Origin of the sequence: uncultured Oscillibacter sp., from assembly GCF_910587525.1 — a bacterium.
Taxonomy (GTDB): Bacteria; Bacillota; Clostridia; order Oscillospirales; family Oscillospiraceae; genus Oscillibacter.
The window spans coordinates 1-20,007 of the sequence record NZ_CAJULS010000028.1 but is presented as its reverse complement, the minus strand read 5'-3'; the positions used below and the strand labels follow the sequence as shown (position 1 = coordinate 20,007).

Below are 20,007 nucleotides of genomic sequence, written 5' to 3'. Positions count from 1 at the left end.
AAAAAGAGAAAATGGGGGGTGCATCCCGCACGGCGAAGCCGTGCACCCCCGTCCCGCCCCGTGGGGCGGCGCCCCTGCCCCGGCCTATGGCCGGACACCTCCGAAAGGACCATTGCCATGAACATCAAACAAGCCAAGCAAGAGATTGCAAATACCTTAAAGGCCTATCTCGCCAGAGACGCTTTGGGCAACTATCTGATTCCCGCTGTCCGTCAGCGGCCTGTGCTGCTGATGGGCCCGCCGGGCATCGGCAAGACCCAAATCATGGAGCAGATCGCAGCGGAGACCGGCGTGGGCCTGGTGGCCTACACCATCACCCACCATACCCGCCAGAGCGCCGTGGGCCTGCCCTTCATCGAAAAGCGGACTTACGGCGGAGAGGAGTTCTCTGTCACCGAGTACACCATGAGCGAGATACTGGCCTCCGTCTACCGGCTGATGGAAAAAACCGGCCTGAAAGAGGGCATCCTGTTCCTGGACGAGATCAACTGTGTCTCCGAAACTCTGGCCCCAATGATGCTGCAATTTTTGCAGTGCAAGACCTTCGGCAACCAGCACCTGCCAGAGGGCTGGCTCATCGCCGCAGCGGGAAACCCTCCGGAGTACAACAAGTCCGTCCGGGACTTCGATGTGGTGACGCTGGACCGGGTGAAGCGCATCGACGTGACGGAGGACTTTCCCGTCTGGAAGGAGTACGCCCGGCGGAAAGGCGTCCATGGGGCGGTGGTGTCCTATCTGGACATCCGGAAGGACAATTTTTACCGGGTGGAGACCACGGCGGACGGACTGCAGTTTGCTACTGCCCGGGGCTGGGAAGATCTCAGCGAGCTGATCTGCGCGTATGAAAAGCTGGGCCTTCGGGTGAGCCGGGAGGTGGTGGGGCAGTATATTCAGATGCCCCGGATTGCCAAGGATTTTGCCAATTACCTGGAGCTCTATTACAAGTATCAGCGGACCTATCAGGTGGAAGATATTCTGCGGGGGACATGGTTGCCCATCACCGTGTCGGAGCTGCGGGCCGCGCCCTTTGACGAGAAGCTGTCGGTGATGGGTCTGACACTCTCCCGCCTCAGTGGGGAGGCCCGGAATACCCGGCGCCAGGACGCTTTGTCCACTGCCCTCCACGCCGCTTTGACGGAGTTCCGGGAGAGAATCGCGGAGGAGGAGCCGCAGGCGGTGCTGGCTCAGCTGGTCCGGCGCCGGCAGGAGACGCTGAAACGGGCCAAAGAGGCGGGACAGCTGGACCGGGAGACCCGGGACCTGACCCAGCGGGAGATCAACACGCTGGAGGATTACCGCCGGCAGCTGGCGGAGGAGAACGTCTCTCCGGCGGAGGCTATGGACGCCGTCCGGGGATGGTTTTCCCGGGAGGTGGACCGCCGGACAGCTCTGGGCGGAGAGACGGGGACGATGTTTGCAAACGCCTTCCGCTTTCTGGAGGAGACCTTCGGTGACAGCCAGGAGCTGGTGATCTTTGTGACGGAAATCACCGCCGGATACGACACCAGCTGGTTTGTGGAGAATTTCGGCTGCGATGCCTACTTCCGCCACAACCGGGAGCTGCTGTTTGACGATACCCGCCATCGCATCCGGGAGGAAATTCAGGCTGCAAAGGCGGCGGAACAGGAGGAGACACAGGATGAATGAGGACCTGAGACGCATTGAGGCCGTGCTGGATGAACGTGTACGCCCCGCTCTGCGGGCCCACGGCGGTGAGATCGAGATCGACCGTCTGAAGGACGGCGTGCTGTATGTGAAGCTGCTGGGCCAGTGCGCCGGGTGCCCCTCGGCAGACCTGACCAGTGAGACTGTCGTGGAGGCGGAGCTGGTAAAGGCTTTGCCGGAGCTGGTGCGGAGGGTTGCGGTGGTCCAGACCGTCAGTGACGAGCTGTGGGAGCAGGCGAAAAAGCTTCTGCGGGAGCACCATCTGTGAGAGCGGGGAAGCGGAGGGCGGCTGTACATGAAGCTGTACGGCTGGAGGAGTTTGACAGCCTGGTGGAGCGGTACCGAAGCGAGGCCAGGTGAATAAGAGGACGGCAGGGCCCGCGGGCCCTGCCGTCCTTGTTTTCAGATTCATTTCATCAGCTCACAGACCAAATCCGTATACCCGGAGGGGTCCTCCAGAGGCAGGCCCGCGATCAGAAGGGCCTGGCTGTAAAGCAGCGAGGCGTACTTCTTCGCCTTGTCCGGGTCCGCCTCCACGGCACTCTCCAGAGCCTGGAAGGCGGGGTGGTCCACGTTCAGCTCCAGGATGCGGTCCGCCTTGAGCGCGGCATCGGGCTGGACGGCCTGGAAGTACTTCTCCATCTCAAAGCTCAGCCCCTCTCCGGCGGTGAGGCAGACGGGATGGGATTTCAGCCGGGCGGAGGCCTTAACCTCCTTGACAGAGTCGCCCAAGGCCTCTTTTACAAAGTCAAAGACAGACTTGTGGGCGGCGGCGGCCTCCTCGGACTTTTTCTCCGCGCCCTCGTCGATCTCCTGGTCCAGCACGGAGCGGAATTCCTTGTCCTTGTAAGCCCGGATGGTCTGGGCGCAGAACTCGTCCACCTCCTCGATAAAGTAGAGGATCTCTGTGCCGGCGTCCCGCAGCGACTCCGTCTGGGGGAGTTTGTCGATCTTCTCCAGGCTGTCGCCTGCGGCATAGTAGATATACTTCTGATCCTCCTTCATGCGGGAGACATACTCCTCCAGCGTCACCGGTTTCTTTTCGGTGGAGGAGTGGAACAGCAGCAGGTCCTGGAGAAGGTCCTTGTGCCGGCCGTATTCGTTCACCACGCCGTATTTCAGCTGGCGGCCGAAGTTCTTCCAGAACTTCCCGTAGTCCTCCCGGCTGTCCTTCAGCATCTTGGCAAGCTCGCTCTTGATCTTCTTTTCCAGGTTCCCGGCAATGACCTTCAATTGCCGGTCATGCTGTAAGAGCTCCCGGGAGATATTCAGGGAGAGGTCCGGAGAGTCCACTACGCCCCTGATGAACCGGAAGTGGTCCGGCAGCAGGTCCGCGCACTTATCCATGATGAGCACGCCGTTAGAGTAGAGCTGGAGGCCCTTCTCAAACTCCTTGGTGTAGTAGTCAAAGGGGGCGGCTCCGGGGACGAACAGCAGCGCTTTGTAGGTCACGGCGCCCTCGGCGGACACGGCGATGACCCGCTGGGGGTCGGCATAGTCGTGGAACTTGTCCCGGTAGAACTTGTTGTACTCTTCCGGCTTCACGCTGGACTTGCGCCGCTGCCAGATGGGCACCATGGAGTTCAGGGTGTCCACCTCGGTGTAGGTCTCGTACTCCGGCTTGTCCTCCGGAGAGTCCTCCTTCTTCCGGGTCTTGCTGACCTCCATGCGGATGGGGAAGCGGATGTAGTCCGAGTACTTCCGCACCAGCTCCTGGAGCCGCCAGGACTCCAGGAATTCGCCGTATTTCTCGTCGTCGGTATCCGGCTTGATGTGCATAATGATATCGGTACCCACGGTCTCCTTTTCGCACTCGGTGATGGTGTAGCCGTCGGCCCCGGAGGACTGCCACTGGTAGGCGGTAGCGCAGCCATATTTCCTCGTCACCACGGTGATGCGGTCCGCCGCCATGAAGGCGGAGTAGAAGCCCACGCCAAACTGGCCGATGACGTCGGTGTCCTTGGCGCCGTCGGGCAGGTCCTGCTTGAACTTGTAGGAGCCGGAGGAGGCGATGACGCCCAGGTTATTCTCCAGGTCCTCTTTGTCCATGCCGATGCCATTGTCGGAGACCGTGAGGAGACGGCTCTCCTTGTCCACGGTCAGGTCGATCTTGAAGTCCTTGCGGTTCAGGCCGACGCTGTCGTCGGTCAAGGCCAGGTAGCACAGTTTGTCGCAGGCGTCGCTGGCATTGGAGATGATTTCCCGCAGGAAAATTTCCTTGTGGGTGTAGATGGAATTGATCATCAGGTCCAGCAGCCGCTTCGACTCCGCCTTGAATTGCTTCTTTGCCATAAAATGCATACACTTCCTTTATTTTTATTTTTTGATAATCAGTAAATATACCATAACAACTCCCGAAAAGAAATGACTATTTTGTAAATTCTGCTGTCAGACGGTTGTCTATCCCGAAAATTGCGAGTAGAATACAGAGAAAGAGACGGAGCGGCGTAAAAACGCTGGAAAGGGGTTCGGGAGTATGGGCATTTTCCGGAGGATGGGGAACGCGATCGCCCGGTTTATGTACGGCCGCAACGGCATGGATCAGCTGAACCGGGCGTTGTTCGGCGCCTATCTGGGGCTGTGGCTGGTGGAGCTGGTGCTCAATATGACACTGAAAAGCCGCCTGGTGACCAGTATTTTTGAAGGGCTTTTGTTTGCCCTGATGCTCAATATTCTCGCCCGGATGTTTTCCAAAAACCTCTACAGGCGCCGGGCGGAGAACCAGAAGTGGGTGAATTTTGTCTGGCGGATACGGAGCGGCCGGAAGAACGCCGCAGCCCGCCACGCCGACAGGGACCACAAGTATTTTACCTGCAAAAACTGCAAGACCATCTGCCGGGTGCCGGTGGGGAAGGGGAAGATCATCATCACCTGCCCCAAGTGCGGCGCGCAGATTAACGCAAAGACATAGACGCATGAAGGACCGGCCCAGGGCAGCGCCCCGGGCCGGTGTTATTTGGTGGGTGCGGTGTCAGGCCTGACAGACGGGGACGATCCATCCCTTGGTATCGGCGATCTTGCCCCACTGCATACCGGTCATGGTGTCGTACAGCTTCTGGGTCAGCGGGCCGATCTCACCGTTATTGATAAAGGCGGACTGGTCCTCATAGTCCAGCTTCTTTACCGGGGAAACCACGGCGGCGGTGCCGGAGCCGAAGACCTCCTCCAGCTTGCCCTCCCGGGAGGCCTTCATGATGTCGTCGATGGCCAGCCGGCCCTCAATGACCTCATAGCCCCAGTCGCGCAGCAGCTCGATAATGGAGCGGCGGGTGACGCCGGGGAGGACGGTGCCGTCCTTGTCCTGGGCGGCGGCAGTGTAGATTTTGCCGCCGATCTTGAAGAAGATGTTCATTGCGCCCACTTCTTCCACATACTTGCGCTCCTGGCTGTCCAGCCACAGCACCTGGCTGTATCCCTTCTTCTCAGCCTTCTGGCCCGCCAGCAGGCTCACGGCGTAATTGCCGCCGCACTTGGTGAAGCCGGTGCCGCCGGGGCAGGCGCGGACATAGGTGTCCTCCACGTAGATGTCGACAGGGGCCAGCCCCGCGGCGTAGTAGGCGCCGGAGGGAGAGCAGATGATAATAAATTGATAAGAGGTGGAGGCGTGGACGCCCAGCTGGGCCATGGTGGCGATGGTGTAGGGGCGGATGTACAGGGAGGCGCCCTCGGAGTGGGGCACCCAGTCCTTCTCCACTTCCACAATGGCCTTTACGGCCTGCACGAAGTCCTCTTCAGGGAGCTGGGGAATGCACAGCCGCTCATGGGTGTTGTTCATGCGGCGGGCGTTGCACTCCGGGCGGAAGAGCTGGATTTTGTTCTCCGCGGTGCGGTAGGCCTTCATGCCCTCAAAGCACTCCTGGGCGTAGTGGAACACCACGGCGGAGGGGTCCAGGGACAGCGGGCCGTAGGGGATGATGCGGGGGTCGTGCCAGCCCTGACCGGCGTCGTAGTCCATGATGAACATGTGGTCGGTGAAGACCTTGCCAAAGCCCAGCTTGCTCTCATCGGCGGGCTTGGCCTTGGGGGAGGAGGTTTTGGTGATCTTGATGTCCAGCATTGCAGACACTCCTTTATCAAAATAGTTTGTATATCTCTGTGAGATGCTTTGCATTTATATACAACTACATTTATACGCCCCTTGTCCGGGAAAGTCAACGGAAAAATCAGCGGGCAGCTGCCAAAAGGCAGCCGCCCGCAAAGTCTGCCGGAGCAGGTCACCGGACGCAGGCCATTCCCCGGCGGAAGGCCTCGATATTCAACGGGACGAATTTGGCCTTGGGACCGGCGAACATCTGGGCGATCATGGTTTCGATGGTCTCCGGCTTCAAAAAGCCGGTTTTGGCCACATAGGCTCCCAGCATCACCATGTTGCCCACCTTGGGGCTGCCCACCTCCTCTGCGGTCTTGGCGCAGGGGATGTAGCAGGCGGTCAGGTCCTCCCGCCGGACCTGGTCGGTAACCACGTCGCAGTTGACGAACACAGAGCCGCCGGGCTGGACGCCCGCCTCAAATTTCTCCAGGGAGGGCTCGTTCAGGGCGATGAGCTCCGTGGAGGAGGCGAATACAGGGGAGCCGATGGGCTTGGTGGAGATGACCACGGAACAGTTGGCGGTGCCGCCCCGCATCTCGGGGCCGTAGGAGGGGGCCCAGGTGACATGAAATCCCGCCTCCATGCCGGCCTCTGCCAAATTCTTGCCGATAGCCAAGCCTCCCTGCCCGCCGAAGCCGGAAATAATGATTTTCTTCAGCATCTCAATGCACCTCCAGACCCTTGTCCTTGATAACGCCCAGGGGATAGTATGGGATCATGTTTTCTTTCAGCCACTGAACGGACTTCACCGGCGTCATGCCCCAGTTGGTGGGACAGGTGGAGAGAACCTCCACAAAGGTGAAGCCCTCGCCTGACATCTGTTTCTGGAAGGCTGTTTTGATGGCCTTTTTCGCCTTGTTCAGGTTGGGGATGTCCGTGACGCACACACGCTCGGCGTAGACGCAGCCGTCCAGGGTGGAGAGCATCTCAGCAACCCTTATGGGCATGCCCGCCTGCTGAATGGTGCGGCCCTCCTGGCAGGTGGTGGCCCGCTGGCCGATGAGGGTGGTGGGGGCCATCTGGCCGCCGGTCATGCCATAGATGGCGTTGTTGACGAAGATGGTGGTGAACTTCTCCCCCCGCATGGCGGCGTGGACGATCTCCGCTGCGCCGATGGAGGCCAGGTCCCCGTCCCCCTGGTAGGTGAACACCGCCTGGGCGGGGTGGGTGCGCTTGATGCCCGTAGCCACAGCGGGGGCCCGGCCGTGGGCGGCCTCCAGCATATCGCAGTTGAAGTATTTGAAGGCGAGTACGGAGCAACCCACGGGACACACGCCGATGGCCCCGTCCAGCAGGTCCAGTTCCACCAGCGTCTCGGCAATGAGCTTGTGGATGATGCCGTGGTGGCAGCCGGGGCAGTAATGGAGCTCGGCATCCGTCAGGCCCTTGGTTTTTTCATATACGACCGCCATATCACTGCGCCTCCTTCAGGGCCGTCTTGGCCGATTCGATCATTTCCTCCACAGTGGGGATCAGGCCGCCGGCGCGGCCCAGGTAGCGGATGGGCTTCTTTCCTCCCACTGCCAGGCGCACATCGTCCAGCATCTGGCCGGTGGAGCTCATCTCCACATCCAGGATGACTTTCACATGGGACTCCGACGCCAGATCCCGCAGGGCTTTCTCCGGGAAAGGCCAGAGGGTCATGGGCCGGAACAGCCCGGCCCTGATCCCCTCCTCCCGCAGGGCATCCAGAGCGGTGAGGGCAATGCGGGCGGGGGTGCCGTAGGCGGTGATGAGGACTTCGGCGTCTTCGCAGGAGGCAGTGTCCCAGCGGACCTCGTTTTTCTCAATTTCCGCGTATTTCAACGTCAGGCGCTGGTTCAGGGCATCGCACTCCTCGGGGTTGAGGAAGAGGGAGTTGATGACGTTGGTGTGGTCCCGGCCCTTTCTGCCGCTGGCGGCCCAATCCTTAGGGGGCAGCTGCCGCTTGGGGACGGCGCGCCACTCGATGGGCTCCATCATCTGTCCAATGAGGCCGTCTGCCAGCACGAGCACAGGGCTGCGGTACTGGTCGGCGATGTCGAAGGCCTCCTGGACGAAGTCCACCGTCTCCTGGACGTTGGAGGGGGCCAGCACCACGGTGCGGTAGTCGCCGTTTCCGCCGCCCCGGGTGGCCTGGAAGTAGTCGCCCTGGCCGGGCTGAATGGTGCCCAGGCCCGGACCGCCCCGCATGACGTTGACAATGACGCAGGGCAGCTCCGACGCCGCCAGGTATGTAATGCCCTCCTGCTTCAGACTGATGCCCGGGGAGGAGGAGGAGGTCATGGCCCGCATGCCGGCGCCGGCGGCGCCATAGACCATGTTGATGGCGGCCACCTCCGACTCGGACTGGACGAACACGCCGCCGGCCTTGGGCAGGTGGACGGACATATACTCCGGCACCTCGCTCTGGGGAGTGATGGGATAGCCGAAAAAGCAGTCGCACCCCGCCCGGATAGCGGCCTCGGCAATGGCCTCATTGCCTTTCCAGAGTTCTTTTGCCATAGCGTTCAGCCTCCTTTCAGAACTTTTCCACGGTGATAACGGAATCGGGACAGATTTTCGCGCAGCTGGCGCAGGCGATACATTGGCCGATGTCCGTCACCCCGGCGGGGTGATACCCCTTGCGGTTGATGGTGCGGGGGTCAACGGCGATGATGTGCCGGGGACAGGCCATTGCGCACAGCTCGCACCCTTTGCACCGGTCGGAATCAAATGTGATTTTGGCGGCCATATGGAAAACATCCTCCTCTCAATTCATACAGGTCATTCCCATGGTTTTTTCATTCGAATCGTGATGGGGAACACTGGTTCCCGCAGTTTTTTCAGGCCGGGGAGAAACCGCTCCTCCGCCATATGGCAGAGCACCGGAATGCCCGTCTCCCGGAAGACTGCCCCCGCCAGCGCCGCGCCCTTGAGAATCTCCGCCTCTGTGGTCTCGCCGCACAGGTGGGTGTTGTTCACCAGGGCGGAGCAGGCGAGGCCGGTGGTCTCCTCAATGGCCCGGAGATAGCGGACGGCGGTTTCCGGCGTCCGGACCTCGGGACGGTTGGCGTTGAGCACATAGATGAGCTGGTAGTCCTCCCTGACGATTTTTGGTTGAAACCGGGCCAGCACTCTGGCCCCCGCCGGGTCCCCGCCGATGTCCAGCACGCCCCGGACGGCCCGGTCCTCCAGAATGGCCAGGAGCTCCGCCGGGATGGCGGGGACGTCGGCGTCAGCGCAGGTCTGGGAGGTGGATACCAGCCGGATGCCCGCCTCCTCCAGCAGCTGCCTGCGCTCCCGGGAGCGGAAGTAGGGATTGACGATGTCCAGGTCCGCCAGCATCACCTGCGCTTCCCCGGCAGCCAGGGACAACGCCAGATTCACAGCGAATTCCGTCTTGCCGGTGCCGTAGTGTCCAGTGACGATGGAGAGACGGTGGGTGCAGATCTCGGCGGCAGCCAAGGCGTTCGCCTCCTTCAAAATGTGTTGTATTATTTCGCACTGTGATGTATGATGTCATTGTACTTCTGAAAAGATGTGGTGTCAAGAGCCTTCTTGTATTTTTATAAAAAATGATGTATGATGTCACCGGAAAATGAGATTATTCTGGAGGAAGACAAATGATGGAGCGGAAAAAAGCAAAGCTGTCGGAGAAGACCTCTGACCGCCTGTATGAGATGATTGTGGACGAGCACCGCTATGTGCCGGGCAGCAAGCTGCCCAATGAAAACGAGCTCAGCGGAGAGCTGGGTGTCAGCCGCACCACGCTGCGGGAGGCCATCTCCTTTCTGGCGGCCCAGGGGGTGCTGGAGATCCGCCGGGGAAAGGGCACCTTTGTGGCGGAGAGCCTGCCGGCCGAGGGGCTGGATCTGACGGCCCTGGCGGGGGTGCGGTCCCGGGTGCGGGCCAAGGACCTCTTTGAGATGCGGCTGATCTTTGAGCCGGCCACCGTGGCCCTGGCCTGCCAGCGGGCCAGCGACGAGGAGCTGCGGCTGATCCGGCGAAAGGCGGAGCGGGTGGAGGAGATTGCCGCCGCCGGCGGGGACTGGCCCCTGGCGGACCAGGAGTTCCACTGGGCCATTATCAAGGCCTCGCACAACGAATATATGCGCCGCCTGTACCCCATCATCAACAGCGCTGTCAACGAGATTCTTCAGATTTCCCAGAACCGCCAGCAGATGCAGGATATCGCCCTGCGGGACAACCGGCTGATTCTGGAGTTCCTGCTCCGGCGGGACGAGGCCGGGGCACGGTACGCCATGAGCATCCATATGAAACACCTGATCAACACCCTGTAAAAGGGTCTCCGGAAAAAGCGGGATTGTATATTCTGCACAATGGGCTGTCGCTAAATGGAGGGATAAATACGTCATAGCGCATGGAAATTACGGGAAATTTCGCCAAAATGCACAAATAATTTGCGGCCATTCACAAATTGTACACAAATTGGGCGATACCCTCTTAACAAATCCGAAACGAGCGTGTATAATAGCGCCGTAAACAAACGAACAAAGAGAGGGGGTACCCCCTCTCTCCGCCCCTTCGGGGCGGAGAGGAACACGGGTGCCCCATACCGGCAGCCGGCCTCCGGCGGCCGCAGGAGGAACCGCTGTATGAAGTTTTGCCCCTTGAAGACGGCTGCCGCCGAGCCGTCCACCTTGGCGCCGGAGTACCGCGCGGCAAAGAAAATGGATGTCTTCCGCATGGGAGAGCGGCACCTGTTTTTCCGGAGGAAGATGCGTGTCTGCTATATCGCTTACGCCGAGATCGACCGCTTTTTTCGCAGAGTGCTGCAGGTTCCTATTCGGGTTTCCTGCTGCGGAGGGGAGATGGGGGTGGAGCATATCGTGCTCTCATCCGGCGGAGAGGAGCTGGCTGTGATTTTGCTGGCGGACCCCCGTATGGCCCCGCCTGTGATGGAGGAGCTGAAAGCTCGGGCCCCTCACGCGGCGTCTGTAAAGCCCCCTGTTGAGGACGGAGGAGAGAATGGATAAAAACGAGGCTCTGGAAAAGCTGCTGAACGCCTATTCCCACAGCTACGATATTTTTCGGGATGTGGAGGTGGAGGGCGGGCGTTACCCCGCCGCGGCGTTTTTCTACCTGCGGGATGAACACTACCTGGTCCGCCGGGATAAGCAGTTTTACGCCACGGAGCAGCACGACTATACATATTTCTATTTGACAGACCACCTGGATGTGGAGACGCTGCGGCGTCAGATCGAGATTTCCAGGGCGGCGGGGCTGAAAGAGATCAAGCCCCACAAAGAGCACATGTGCTCTTACGTCACGCTTGTGATCCTGGCGGACGTCATCGATCCGGAGGCGAAGAAGCTCATCAAGCGGACCCGCTTCCAGAAAAACTTTTGGCTGGCACTCCATGGCTGGATGGAGTATCACATAACCGCAATGGAATGTTCCACATTGAGCTTCCTCTCCAATCCAGCCGGGAGAGTCGCTCGCAAGACCCTAGAGGGCAACTTCGGGGCAAAATAAGAAGGGAGAGTGTACCTAGCAATGAATGGTCTGTTACTTCTGATCATCAGCGTTGCTGTGCTGGTCTGCGGCTACATCTTCTATGGCCGCTGGCTGTGCAAGCAGTGGGGCGTCGGCGAAAATGACAAGCCCACCCCCGCCCACACCATGGAGGACGGCATCGACTATGTCCCCGCCAAGGCCCCCATCCTGATGGGCCACCACTTCTCGTCCATCGCGGGCGCCGGCCCCATTACCGGCCCTATCAATGCCGCCGGCTTTGGATGGCTGGCCTGCACCCTGTGGATTCTCGTCGGCGGCATCTTCTTCGGCGGTGTCCATGACTTCGGCGCCCTGTTTGCCTCCGTCCGCCACGGCGGCAAGTCCATCGGCGAGATCATCTCCACCAACATGAGCCGCCGGGCCAAGACGCTGTTCCTGATCTTTGCCTACCTGACGCTGATCCTGGTGGTGGCGGCCTTCGCCTCCATCGTGGCCGGCACCTTCGGCGCCACCTTCACCGAGGCGGGCGAGGTGGATCTGGTCGCCTCCGAGGCCAACGCCCGGGTGGCCATGGTCTCCCTGCTGTTCATCGCCATCGCCATTGTCTTCGGCTTCCTGGTGTACCGCCGGAACGCCCCCATGTCCGTGGCCAGCGTGATCGGCGTCATCGCCATCGTGGCCATCATCGCCATCGGCATGAACTTCCACCCCATCTACCTGAGCAAGGACGCCTGGATGTGGATCTGCGGCATTTACATCGCCATCGCCTCCGTCACCCCCGTGTGGATCCTGCTCCAGCCCCGCGACTACCTGAGCTCCTTCCTGCTGTACGCCATGCTGGCCCTGGCGGTCATCGCCGTGGTGCTGGCCCGGCCCGACATGGGGAGCATGGCCGCGGTGAACACCTTCGTGGTCACCAACCCCGACACCGGCGCGGGCAACCCCATCTTCCCCGTCCTGTTCACCACCATCGCCTGCGGCGCAATCTCAGGCTTCCACTCCCTGGTCTCCTCCGGCACCACCTCCAAGCAGCTGGATAAGGAGACCGACGCGAAGCCCATCGCTTACGGCGGCATGCTGCTGGAGTGCGTCCTGGCCATCCTGACCCTGTGCGCCGTGGCCTATGCCTACAGCTGGAACGCGGCCAACCCCGACAATGCCCTGGCGGGCGCCACCGCCATCTTCGGCGGCGGCCTGGCCCACATGATCGACGACTCCATCCCCGGCACCTACAGCATCCTCTACACCCTGCTGGTGCTGACCTACTCCGCCTTCTGCCTGACCTCCCTGGACACCGCCACCCGTCTGGCCCGGTTCATGTTCCAGGAGTTCTGGCTGGATTCCAGCAAGGGCGAAACCCCGGAGAACGTCACCGGCTACAAGAAGGTCCTATCCAACATGTATGTGTCCACCGGCATCACTGTGGTGCTGGGCGTGGTGCTGGGCCTGAACGGCTATGAGAAGATCTGGGCGCTGTTCGGTTCCGCCAACCAGCTGCTGGCCGCTCTGGGTCTGCTGGCCGTGGCTACTTGGCTGGGCAACATCGGCAAGAACAACAAAATGTTCCTGTTCCCCATGTTCTTTATGCTGATTGTCACCATTGCCTCCTTGATTATCAACAGCATCAACCAGGTGAAGCTGATTTCTGCCGGCGGTGTTGACTGGGGTCCCTATGTCCAGGCGGTTCTGGGCGTACTGCTGGTGGTGCTGGCGGTTATCCTGGCCATCGAGGGCATTGTCACGATCTCCAAGCAGAAGCAGAAGGCCTGAGGCCTGCTGTGAAACGGCGGAGTTTTGCCAGTCTCCGCGGTGACAAGCGAATAAAAAGGACTGCCGCATCAGCGGCAGTCCTTTTTTGCGGGCGCGGAGCGCAGATAAAAGTTTCGACGGCCTTTTTAAAGGTTGCGGGGAGTAAGGGGACAGAGCCCCCTGCGGGAATTTCGCCGTTTAGCGGCAGAATCTGTCAAGGCAAGCGAAACGGCGGATGCGCCCGTGCCTTTCGTGGGGAGACCTGCGATTTGAAGGAGAAGCAGCCTTCTCGCAAAAGATGCGCCCGCCGTCTTCGACGGCAGGCGCTGTTTTGCTGCATCTTTCATACCGCCGCTGAGCGGCGGCATTTTTACGGGGGATTTTGCAGGGGCTCTGCCCCCTGCACCCCGCAAGCCTTTGAAAAGGCTTGACCGAAACTTTTATTCCACCAGTATACGAAGAGCTTCCAAATACCCAGGCAGCCCGTGGCCCCGAACCGTCCCCACGCAGGCGGCCCGAATGTACGACACGTGCCGAAACTCCTCCCGGGTGTCCGGATCGGACACATGTACTTCCACTGTAGGGATTCCCACAGCCTTCACGGCGTCCAGCAGTGCCACGCTGGTGTGGGTATAGGCGGCGGGGTTGATGATGATGCCGTCCACCTTGTTAAAATACGCCTGCTGGATGGCGTCCACCAACGCCCCCTCGTGGTTGGACTGGAAAAAAGACACCTCTACCCCCAGCCGGTTGGCCTCCTCCCGGATCATGGCTTTCAGATCCTCATAGGTGGCGCTGCCGTAAATCTCCGGCTGGCGGATGCCCAACATGTTCATGTTGGGGCCGTTAATCACCAGAATTTTCATGGAGATCCCTCCTGCGTGTGCTCGATAGTCATTCCAGATGGCGGCAGCAGTCTCCTCTGGGGAGCTGTCGTTCCGGACGGACTGATCTGCGGACTGCTCGTACAGCGGGCCCCGGAGGCGGAACATCTCCTCCAGTTTTCCGGCCTGGGACAGCGGCCGTCCGTCGATGGGAAGCCGGCTCAGGTCCCGGCGGAGGAAATACACCCGCCCGGTGCGCCGCATGGCGGCCCGGTTCTCCGGCCAGAGGACGGCCCCGCCGCCGGTAGCGATGATCTGGCCGCTTTTGGCACAGACCTCCTCCAATACCTCGTTTTCCACGGCCCGGAAGGTTCCCTCGCCCTCCTGGGCAAAGATCTCCGGGATGGGCTTTCCGGCTTTCCGGACAATCTCCCCGTCCAGGTCCACAAAGGGCTTGCCGGAGAGGAGGGCCAGTGCCTTGCCCACGGTGGTTTTTCCACTGCCGGGCATCCCCACCAGAACGATGTTCGTCGTGTCCTGCCAGAGCCTGGAGACAATGGCCTCCGTCTCGCTGTCTGGGATCGTCCTGCCATAGAATAGCTCCTCCGCCCGTTTTGCCTGAGAGACCAGCATGGGCAGTCCGCCGGTATACTGGACGCGCCGCAGGCCTGAGCCCAGAGGCTCTGCCACGTCCGCCTCCTCCCAATACCGGGCTTCCCGGTCCAGCGCCTCTGCCTGAAGCAGGAGATTTGTCCGGACGGGATTATAAATCACATCCGCCGCCGCAGTAATCCTGGGCAGCAGTTTCAGGTCCATAGAGAGTCCTTCTACATGGGGCCACATACCCACGGGAGTGGTATTGATGAGGACCTGTGCGTCTCCGTGGCGGTCCGGCAGGTTCTCATAGTTGTCCGGACCTGTCCGGGAGACCACAACAACCTCCCGGGCGCCCTCCTGCCGGGCGGCGGCCTGGGCAGTGAGAGAGGCGCCGCCGCTGCCCAGGATGACCACCTTCTTCCCCGCCAGAGAGATTTTTGCCCGGCGGAGCATATACAAAAAGCCGTCGATGTCGGTGTTGTAGCCGTACAGCTTTCCATCCCGGCGGACCAGGGTGTTGACGCTCCCGATGGCCTCTGCCGCCGGGTCGATCACATCGCAGAATTTCATTACGTCCCGCTTGTAGGGGATGGTGACGTTGAGGCCGCCAATGTCCCTCCGTTGGAGAAACTCCTCCAGCTGCTCGGGCTCCAGCTCGATGAGCCGGTAGTCCTCACAGCCCAGGGCCTTATGGATGGGCACGGACCAGCTGTGACCCAGATGACCGCCCAGCAGGCCGTATATTTTCTCACCCATGGCTTACACTTCCGCGTAGCTGCCCAGGAACTGGAACTGAGCGCAGCTGCGCTCCATCTCCTCCAGCATAGCCAGCACACTGGGGTCTTTGACAGAGGCCTCCAGCTCAATGAAGAAGATGAATTCAAAGTCGCTGCCGGCCACGGGACAGGATTCCAGTTTGGTCATGTTGATGTCCAGAGCCGCCAGCTTGGAGAGAATGTCGTACAGTGCGCCGGGCTTGTTTTCAAAGGCGATGATGAGGCTGATGCGGTTGGCTCCGGCATAGATCACAGGCTTTTTGGTGACGCAGATGAAACGGGTGTAGTTGTTGTCGCTGTCCTGGATATTGCTGTTGATGCCTTCCAGGCCATACAGGGCGGCACAGGGGTGGGAGGAGATGGCCGCGGCTGTACGGCTGCCGCTCTCGGCCACCATCTTGGCGGCGGCGGCGGTGTTGCCGCAGGGAATGACCTTCACGTCCTTGAGGCCGCCCAGGAACCTGGAGCACTGGCCGATAGCCTGCTCATGGGAGTAGATTTCCGTGATGCCCTCCGGCTTCACCCCGGGCAGGGCCAGCAGCTCGTGGCGGATACACAGCCGGGCGGAGCGGACAATGGAGAGGTCGTGCTCCTGGAGCAGCTGGTACACTGCCCGGACGGAGCCGTTGGAGCTGTTCTCGATAGGCAGCACGCCGAATTTGCACAGGCCGGATTCCACGGCGGCGGCCACCGCCTGGAAGCTCTTGACGTACATAATGTTCCCCCGGGGCAGCAGCCGGTCGCAGGCCACCTGGGAATTGGCCCCTTCCACACCCTGGCAGGCTACCAGCCCCGTCTGGGGGAAGACCTCGCCGCCAGCGGCCAGGGCGGCGCTGATTCTCTCCGCCACATGGGTGGGGGCGGAGACCAGCTCCGCCTGGCGGGACCGGGCCAGCTCAAAGAGGGTGGAGTACAGGTGGTAGGCGTAGCGCTCCTTGTCCCCGGCCCGCTCCGTGACCTTGGCTAGGATCTCCCGCTCCCGCTGTTTATTGAGGATGGGCAGGTGGTGCTCGTTCTTATAGGCGGCCACCTCTTCGCTTAGGGCCATGCGCTCCAGGAAGAGGGAGAGCAGCTGGTCGTCTACGGCGTCGATTTTTGTGCGGATTTCAGAAAGTTCCATGATTTCCCTCCAAAAGCATATCTAAAAGTACGGCGGCGGTCACCGCCTCCACCACCGGGACGGCCCGGTGGGCAATGCAGGGGTCGTGGCGTCCGTGAATCGTCAGCTCCGCGTTCTCCATTCGGGAGAGGCTGACGGTTTGCTGCGGTTTTCCAATGGACGGCGTGGGTTTGACGGCCGCCCGCAGGACAATGGGCATACCGGTGGTGATCCCGCCCAGAATGCCGCCGGCGTGATTGGTTTTTGTGCGAATATGCCCCTCCTCCATGACAAAGGGGTCGTTGTTTTCGGAACCCCGGAGCCGTGCGGCGTGAAAGCCCTCGCCGAATTCAACCCCCTTTACGGCGGGAATGCCGAAGAGTGCCGCGGACAGACGGTTCTCCACGCCGTCAAACATGGGGGCTCCCAGCCCGGCGGGCAGGCCGACGGCGGCGCACTCGATAATGCCGCCCACAGAGTCCAAAGCCTCCTTCGCCGCCAGAATAAGGGCCTGCATCGCCTCCCCCGCGTGGTCGTTCAGAACGGGAAAGGGCTTTGCGGCGATAGCGTCAAAGAGCTCCGGCGGAGGGAGCGGGGGGAAAGGGGCGTCCTGTTCCGCGCCCACAGAGGCCAGGTGGGCCCCCACATAGATGCCCCGGCGGGCCAGAATTTGTTTCGCAATTCCTCCGGCGATGCACAGAGGGGCTGTCAACCGGCCGGAGAAGTGGCCCCCGCCCCGCATGTCTGCGCCGCCGTCCCACTTGACAGCGGCGGTATAGTCCGCATGACCGGGCCGGGGCTTGTCGGTAAGCTCGCTGTAGTCTTTGGAGTGCTGATCGCCGTTTCGGATGACGGCGCACAGCGGTGCGCCGCAGGTTTTGCCATTTTCCAGGCCGGAGAGGAACTCCGGCGTGTCGGTCTCCTTGCGGGCGGTGGAGAGGGGGCTTTTTCCGGGCCTCCGCCGGTCCAGAAAGCGCTGGAGCTCCTCCAGGTCAATTGCTTCTCCGGCGGGCAGGCCGTCGATGCTGACTCCAATGGCTCTGCCGTGGGACTGGCCGAACACGCCGATCCGCAAAAAGCTGCCAAACTCAGAGGACACGGACGTCACCTCCCAGGTTTTCATATTCCCGCCAAAAGCCGGGATAGGATTTTTTCACCGCCTCGGCGCCCCGGATGACCACGGGGCCCTGGCAGCGGGTGGCGGCAACGGCCGCCGCCATGACGATACGGTGGTCGTTGGCCCCGTCCACTGTGCCGCCGGGGAGGGTAGAGACGCCGTAGACCGTCAGACTGTCCGCCTCCTCTGAGGCGGCTCCTCCCAGGGCGGAGAGCATCTGGTGGACGGTGGCCAGCCGGTCGCTCTCCTTCAGCCGGAGGCGGGCCGCACCGGTAAAGCGGGTGGTGCCCCGGCGGACGGCCGCCATCACCGCAAGGGGCGGCAGCAGGTCCGGGCAGTCCGAGAGGTCGATGGAGACATCCCCGTTTTCAGAGAGCCTTTTGCAGTGGGAGACCACCGCGGCGTCTCCCTGGGAGGAGCGCCCATTGAGGCCCCGGAGCCGCAGGCTGCTCCCCAGGGTGATGGCGGCGTACCAGAAGGCGGCTTGGGACCAGTCAGCCTCCACAACGGTCTCAAGGGGACAGTAGATCCCGGGCGACACGCCGAAGCTGTTGATCTGCGGCGAGTAGCGCACCCGGACGCCGCACTGATCCAGCACTCCCATGGTCATGGTGACATAAGAGGCGGACTCCAGGGCTGTTGTGCTGACCACCACGCTGGGACCCTCCAGCAGGGGCAGGGCCATCAGAAGTCCTGTGAAAAACTGGCTGGACACGTTCCCCGCCAGACGGTACTCCCCCGGCGTCAGCTGCCCTTGGACTGTGAGGACGCCGTCCTGCTGCTCATAGTTGATGCCCCGTTCCCGAAACAGGCCGAAGTAGGGCTGCTGGGGGCGCTCCATCAGCCGGCCCTGGCCGGTGAAGACGCCGCCCCGGCCCGCGGTCATGGAGATGGGGATCAGAAAGCGGAGGGTGGAGCCGGATTCCCCGCAGTCAAACCGGGGCAGGTCCCCAAAGGGCTGGCGGATGCCGCCGATGCCGGTGATCCGCAGCCCGTTTTCCACAGTCTCCCACCGGGCCCCCAGGGCATGCATGCAGCGCAGGGTGGCCTCGATGTCCTGGGAGAAGTCCGTGTTGCGGATGGTGCTGGTGCCCGCCGCCAGGGAGGCGGCGATGACCAGGCGGTGGGCCAGGGATTTGCTGGGGGGCGGCGTTACCACGCCGGCAAGGCGCCGGGGGTAGATGCGGACGTCCATGGGGCGTTATCCCTCCAATCCTGCCCGAATGACGGGCAGCAGCTCCGAGACGGGCATTTTTTTCAATTCACAAAGGCCGATTCTCCTGGGAACCACCAAGGTGATGTCGCCGCCGGAGCGCTTCTTGTCGGCGGAGGCGGAGGCGGCCAGGGACTCCGCGTCGTATTCCGTGCCGGTGGGCAGGCCGTTTTGGGCGAGACAGGCAGTAATACGCCTGGCGATGGGTACTTCCGTCCAGCCCAGAGCCTCCGCGGCCCGGGCGATGACAGCCAGGCCCGCCGCAACAGCGTGACCGTGGGGGATGTCGTATCCGCTGCATTTTTCAATGGCGTGGCCCACAGTGTGGCCCAGGTTCAAAAGCTTCCGCTCCCCCTGCTCTTTTTCGTCCCGCTCCACTACGCCGGCCTTGTAGGCCACGCACCGGGCAATGACCTCTGCCGGGTTTATGGTCAGAGTTTCGTCCTCAAAGAGGGCGAAGAGGCTCTCGTCGCAGAGGACGCCGGTCTTGATGGCCTCGGCGGCCCCATCGGCAAAAACGTCCCCCGGCAGGGTGGTCAGGCAGTTCGTGTCGCACAGCACGGCGGCGGGCTGCAAAAAGGCGCCGGCCAGATTTTTGCCCGCGGCCAGATCGATGGCGGTTTTGCCGCCCACCGAGGAGTCCACGGCGGCAAGCAGCGTGGTGGGCAGCTGGACATACCGGATGCCCCGCAGATATACGGCGGCGGCAAAACCGGCCATGTCCCCTGTCACGCCGCCGCCCAGGGCGGCCACGCAGTCGGTGCGGGTGAGGCGGCGCTCCGCCAGGAACTCCAGGATCTTGGCCAGTGTGGTGAAGTTCTTGCTGCCCTCCCCGGCGGGGAAGACATAGGTGCTGACGGTGAAACCCGCCTCAGCGAGACTCTTTTGGACCGTCTCCAGGTACAGGGGGGCCACAGTGCTGTCAGTGATGACCGCCATGTGACAGGGGGGCATGGCCTCCCGCAGCCGATGGCCGCAGTCTGCCAGCAGACCGGGGGCAATGGTCACCGCGTAAGCGGGGGAGGTGTGAACTTGAATGGATTTGCAATCAGACATAAAAACAGCCTCCTTGGGGTCCCCCCTGCCAGGGGGACGGGGGGTTCCCGCCGCGGGCGGGGACGAGAGAGTCCGGCCACGGGCCGGGGGCGGGGGGGGTGCACGGCTTCGCCGTGCGGGGATGCACCCCCCATTTTCTCTTTTTCTGAGCGCAGAAAAAGAGAAAACGGGCCGTGCACGGTCCAAAAGAGAAAAAGACGCTTTTGGTGGTTGTGGGAGATTTTTGCTTCGCTTGAAGGGGGCTCAGCAAACTTGATGGGTAGACGCATGGGCTTCTTTCTCTTCCCGCGCTTCGCGCCTGGTCTGGCACGTTTGGGCAGGATTGCTGTCCTACCGCCGGTAGACGAGCTTTCTTCCCCGAACGGGACAGAGTAGGCGCGAA

General features: G+C 61.7%; 19 protein-coding genes and 1 pseudogene. 7 read left to right on the top strand and 13 right to left on the bottom strand.

The genetic code is table 11. The features are described 5' to 3' along the window. The first annotated feature begins 117 nt into the window (after positions 1-117). Positions 118-1,647 (top strand): AAA family ATPase, encoded by a 1,530-nt coding sequence (locus QZ326_RS04530; protein ID WP_295741756.1) that lies wholly within the window; start codon positions 118-120, stop codon positions 1,645-1,647. Further along, positions 1,640-1,933 carry a NifU family protein gene (locus tag QZ326_RS04525; RefSeq protein WP_295741753.1) on the top strand — a complete coding sequence of 98 codons (294 nt, stop codon included), beginning with the start codon at positions 1,640-1,642 and terminating at the stop codon, positions 1,931-1,933. Before QZ326_RS04530 ends, QZ326_RS04525 begins: the two co-directional genes overlap by 8 nt. A 140-nt stretch (positions 1,934-2,073) precedes the next feature. Here QZ326_RS04525 and htpG read toward each other — a convergent pair whose 3' ends face one another. Further along, the gene (gene htpG, locus QZ326_RS04520) at positions 2,074-3,957 is read right to left on the bottom strand and encodes a molecular chaperone HtpG (RefSeq protein ID WP_295741751.1); all 1,884 of its coding nucleotides are present in this window, start codon (positions 3,955-3,957) and stop codon (positions 2,074-2,076) included. Positions 3,958-4,159: 202 nt separating this feature from the next. Here htpG and QZ326_RS04515 point away from each other — a divergent pair, with 202 nt between their 5' ends. Next, positions 4,160-4,576: a hypothetical protein gene (locus QZ326_RS04515; protein WP_295741748.1), complete on the top strand. Its 417-nt coding sequence runs from the start codon at positions 4,160-4,162 to the stop codon at positions 4,574-4,576. 60 nt (positions 4,577-4,636) lie between these two features. On the opposite strand, the gene QZ326_RS04510 is transcribed toward QZ326_RS04515, so the two are convergent. The 6 genes from QZ326_RS04510 to QZ326_RS04485 form a co-directional block, all read right to left on the bottom strand. Further along, a complete protein-coding gene (locus QZ326_RS04510) occupies positions 4,637-5,722 on the bottom strand; it encodes a branched-chain amino acid aminotransferase (RefSeq protein ID WP_295741746.1) in 1,086 nt (361 codons plus the stop codon). 157 nt (positions 5,723-5,879) lie between these two features. After that, positions 5,880-6,416 carry a 2-oxoacid:acceptor oxidoreductase family protein gene (locus tag QZ326_RS04505; protein WP_295741743.1) on the bottom strand — a complete coding sequence of 179 codons (537 nt, stop codon included), beginning with the start codon at positions 6,414-6,416 and terminating at the stop codon, positions 5,880-5,882. 1 nt (position 6,417) lies between these two features. After that, positions 6,418-7,167: a thiamine pyrophosphate-dependent enzyme gene (locus QZ326_RS04500; RefSeq protein ID WP_295741740.1), complete on the bottom strand. Its 750-nt coding sequence runs from the start codon at positions 7,165-7,167 to the stop codon at positions 6,418-6,420. A 1-nt stretch (position 7,168) separates the two neighbouring features. Next, the gene (locus QZ326_RS04495) at positions 7,169-8,239 is read right to left on the bottom strand and encodes a 3-methyl-2-oxobutanoate dehydrogenase subunit VorB (RefSeq protein ID WP_295741738.1); all 1,071 of its coding nucleotides are present in this window, start codon (positions 8,237-8,239) and stop codon (positions 7,169-7,171) included. A gap of 16 nt (positions 8,240-8,255) precedes the next feature. Beyond that, the gene (locus QZ326_RS04490) at positions 8,256-8,468 is read right to left on the bottom strand and encodes a 4Fe-4S binding protein (protein ID WP_295741737.1); all 213 of its coding nucleotides are present in this window, start codon (positions 8,466-8,468) and stop codon (positions 8,256-8,258) included. A 32-nt stretch (positions 8,469-8,500) separates the two neighbouring features. Continuing rightward, positions 8,501-9,181: a hypothetical protein gene (locus QZ326_RS04485; RefSeq protein ID WP_295741734.1), complete on the bottom strand. Its 681-nt coding sequence runs from the start codon at positions 9,179-9,181 to the stop codon at positions 8,501-8,503. Between the two features lie 158 nt (positions 9,182-9,339). On the opposite strand from QZ326_RS04485, the gene QZ326_RS04480 reads away from it, so the two are divergent. From QZ326_RS04480 to QZ326_RS04465, 4 genes are all read left to right on the top strand, one after another. Continuing rightward, positions 9,340-10,017: a FadR/GntR family transcriptional regulator gene (locus tag QZ326_RS04480; RefSeq protein ID WP_295741731.1), complete on the top strand. Its 678-nt coding sequence runs from the start codon at positions 9,340-9,342 to the stop codon at positions 10,015-10,017. A 315-nt stretch (positions 10,018-10,332) separates the two neighbouring features. Then, positions 10,333-10,713, top strand: coding sequence for a hypothetical protein (locus QZ326_RS04475; RefSeq protein WP_295741728.1), 381 nt, complete (start codon positions 10,333-10,335; stop codon positions 10,711-10,713). After that, positions 10,706-11,212 (top strand): hypothetical protein, encoded by a 507-nt coding sequence (locus tag QZ326_RS04470; protein WP_295741725.1) that lies wholly within the window; start codon positions 10,706-10,708, stop codon positions 11,210-11,212. The genes QZ326_RS04475 and QZ326_RS04470 overlap by 8 nt, the downstream gene beginning before the upstream one ends. 21 nt (positions 11,213-11,233) lie before the next feature. Continuing rightward, the gene (locus QZ326_RS04465) at positions 11,234-12,964 is read left to right on the top strand and encodes a carbon starvation protein A (RefSeq protein WP_295741722.1); all 1,731 of its coding nucleotides are present in this window, start codon (positions 11,234-11,236) and stop codon (positions 12,962-12,964) included. Positions 12,965-13,383: 419 nt separating this feature from the next. On the opposite strand, the gene aroQ is transcribed toward QZ326_RS04465, so the two are convergent. From aroQ to aroB, 6 genes and pseudogenes are all read right to left on the bottom strand, one after another. Further along, positions 13,384-13,809 (bottom strand): type II 3-dehydroquinate dehydratase, encoded by a 426-nt coding sequence (gene aroQ / locus QZ326_RS04460; RefSeq protein WP_295741759.1) that lies wholly within the window; start codon positions 13,807-13,809, stop codon positions 13,384-13,386. 48 nt (positions 13,810-13,857) lie between these two features. Continuing rightward, a pseudogene (locus tag QZ326_RS04455) lies at positions 13,858-15,120 on the bottom strand (shikimate kinase); the annotation flags it as partial. 3 nt (positions 15,121-15,123) lie between these two features. Next, positions 15,124-16,260, bottom strand: a complete 1,137-nt coding sequence (locus QZ326_RS04450; RefSeq protein ID WP_295741719.1) for a bifunctional chorismate mutase/prephenate dehydratase — start codon at positions 16,258-16,260, stop codon at positions 15,124-15,126. Beyond that, positions 16,247-17,338 carry a chorismate synthase gene (gene aroC, locus QZ326_RS04445; protein WP_295741716.1) on the bottom strand — a complete coding sequence of 364 codons (1,092 nt, stop codon included), beginning with the start codon at positions 17,336-17,338 and terminating at the stop codon, positions 16,247-16,249. The genes QZ326_RS04450 and aroC overlap by 14 nt, the downstream gene beginning before the upstream one ends. Beyond that, entirely contained in the window at positions 17,328-18,551 is a 1,224-nt protein-coding gene (locus tag QZ326_RS04440; RefSeq protein WP_295741712.1) for a 3-phosphoshikimate 1-carboxyvinyltransferase, read from the bottom strand. The genes aroC and QZ326_RS04440 overlap by 11 nt, the downstream gene beginning before the upstream one ends. A 6-nt stretch (positions 18,552-18,557) precedes the next feature. Further along, positions 18,558-19,625: a 3-dehydroquinate synthase gene (gene aroB / locus QZ326_RS04435; RefSeq protein ID WP_295741709.1), complete on the bottom strand. Its 1,068-nt coding sequence runs from the start codon at positions 19,623-19,625 to the stop codon at positions 18,558-18,560. Between the last annotated feature and the right edge of the window lie 382 nt (positions 19,626-20,007).

Bases quoted from the DNA above. Each gene is read 5' to 3' on its own strand.
- QZ326_RS04470 (WP_295741725.1), top strand. From the start codon at position 10,706: ATGGATAAAAACGAGGCTCTGGAAAAGCTGCTGAACGCCTATTCCCAC.
- aroQ (WP_295741759.1), bottom strand. From the start codon at position 13,809: ATGAAAATTCTGGTGATTAACGGCCCCAACATGAACATGTTGGGCATC.
- QZ326_RS04475 (WP_295741728.1), top strand. From the start codon at position 10,333: ATGAAGTTTTGCCCCTTGAAGACGGCTGCCGCCGAGCCGTCCACCTTG.
- QZ326_RS04500 (WP_295741740.1), bottom strand. From the start codon at position 7,167: ATGGCGGTCGTATATGAAAAAACCAAGGGCCTGACGGATGCCGAGCTC.
- QZ326_RS04530 (WP_295741756.1), top strand. From the start codon at position 118: ATGAACATCAAACAAGCCAAGCAAGAGATTGCAAATACCTTAAAGGCC.
- QZ326_RS04505 (WP_295741743.1), bottom strand. From the start codon at position 6,416: ATGCTGAAGAAAATCATTATTTCCGGCTTCGGCGGGCAGGGAGGCTTG.
- QZ326_RS04490 (WP_295741737.1), bottom strand. From the start codon at position 8,468: ATGGCCGCCAAAATCACATTTGATTCCGACCGGTGCAAAGGGTGCGAG.
- htpG (WP_295741751.1), bottom strand. From the start codon at position 3,957: ATGGCAAAGAAGCAATTCAAGGCGGAGTCGAAGCGGCTGCTGGACCTG.
- QZ326_RS04465 (WP_295741722.1), top strand. From the start codon at position 11,234: ATGAATGGTCTGTTACTTCTGATCATCAGCGTTGCTGTGCTGGTCTGC.
- QZ326_RS04480 (WP_295741731.1), top strand. From the start codon at position 9,340: ATGATGGAGCGGAAAAAAGCAAAGCTGTCGGAGAAGACCTCTGACCGC.
- QZ326_RS04515 (WP_295741748.1), top strand. From the start codon at position 4,160: ATGGGGAACGCGATCGCCCGGTTTATGTACGGCCGCAACGGCATGGAT.
- QZ326_RS04525 (WP_295741753.1), top strand. From the start codon at position 1,640: ATGAATGAGGACCTGAGACGCATTGAGGCCGTGCTGGATGAACGTGTA.
- QZ326_RS04495 (WP_295741738.1), bottom strand. From the start codon at position 8,239: ATGGCAAAAGAACTCTGGAAAGGCAATGAGGCCATTGCCGAGGCCGCT.
- QZ326_RS04450 (WP_295741719.1), bottom strand. From the start codon at position 16,260: ATGGAACTTTCTGAAATCCGCACAAAAATCGACGCCGTAGACGACCAG.
- aroB (WP_295741709.1), bottom strand. From the start codon at position 19,625: ATGTCTGATTGCAAATCCATTCAAGTTCACACCTCCCCCGCTTACGCG.
- QZ326_RS04440 (WP_295741712.1), bottom strand. From the start codon at position 18,551: ATGGACGTCCGCATCTACCCCCGGCGCCTTGCCGGCGTGGTAACGCCG.
- QZ326_RS04510 (WP_295741746.1), bottom strand. From the start codon at position 5,722: ATGCTGGACATCAAGATCACCAAAACCTCCTCCCCCAAGGCCAAGCCC.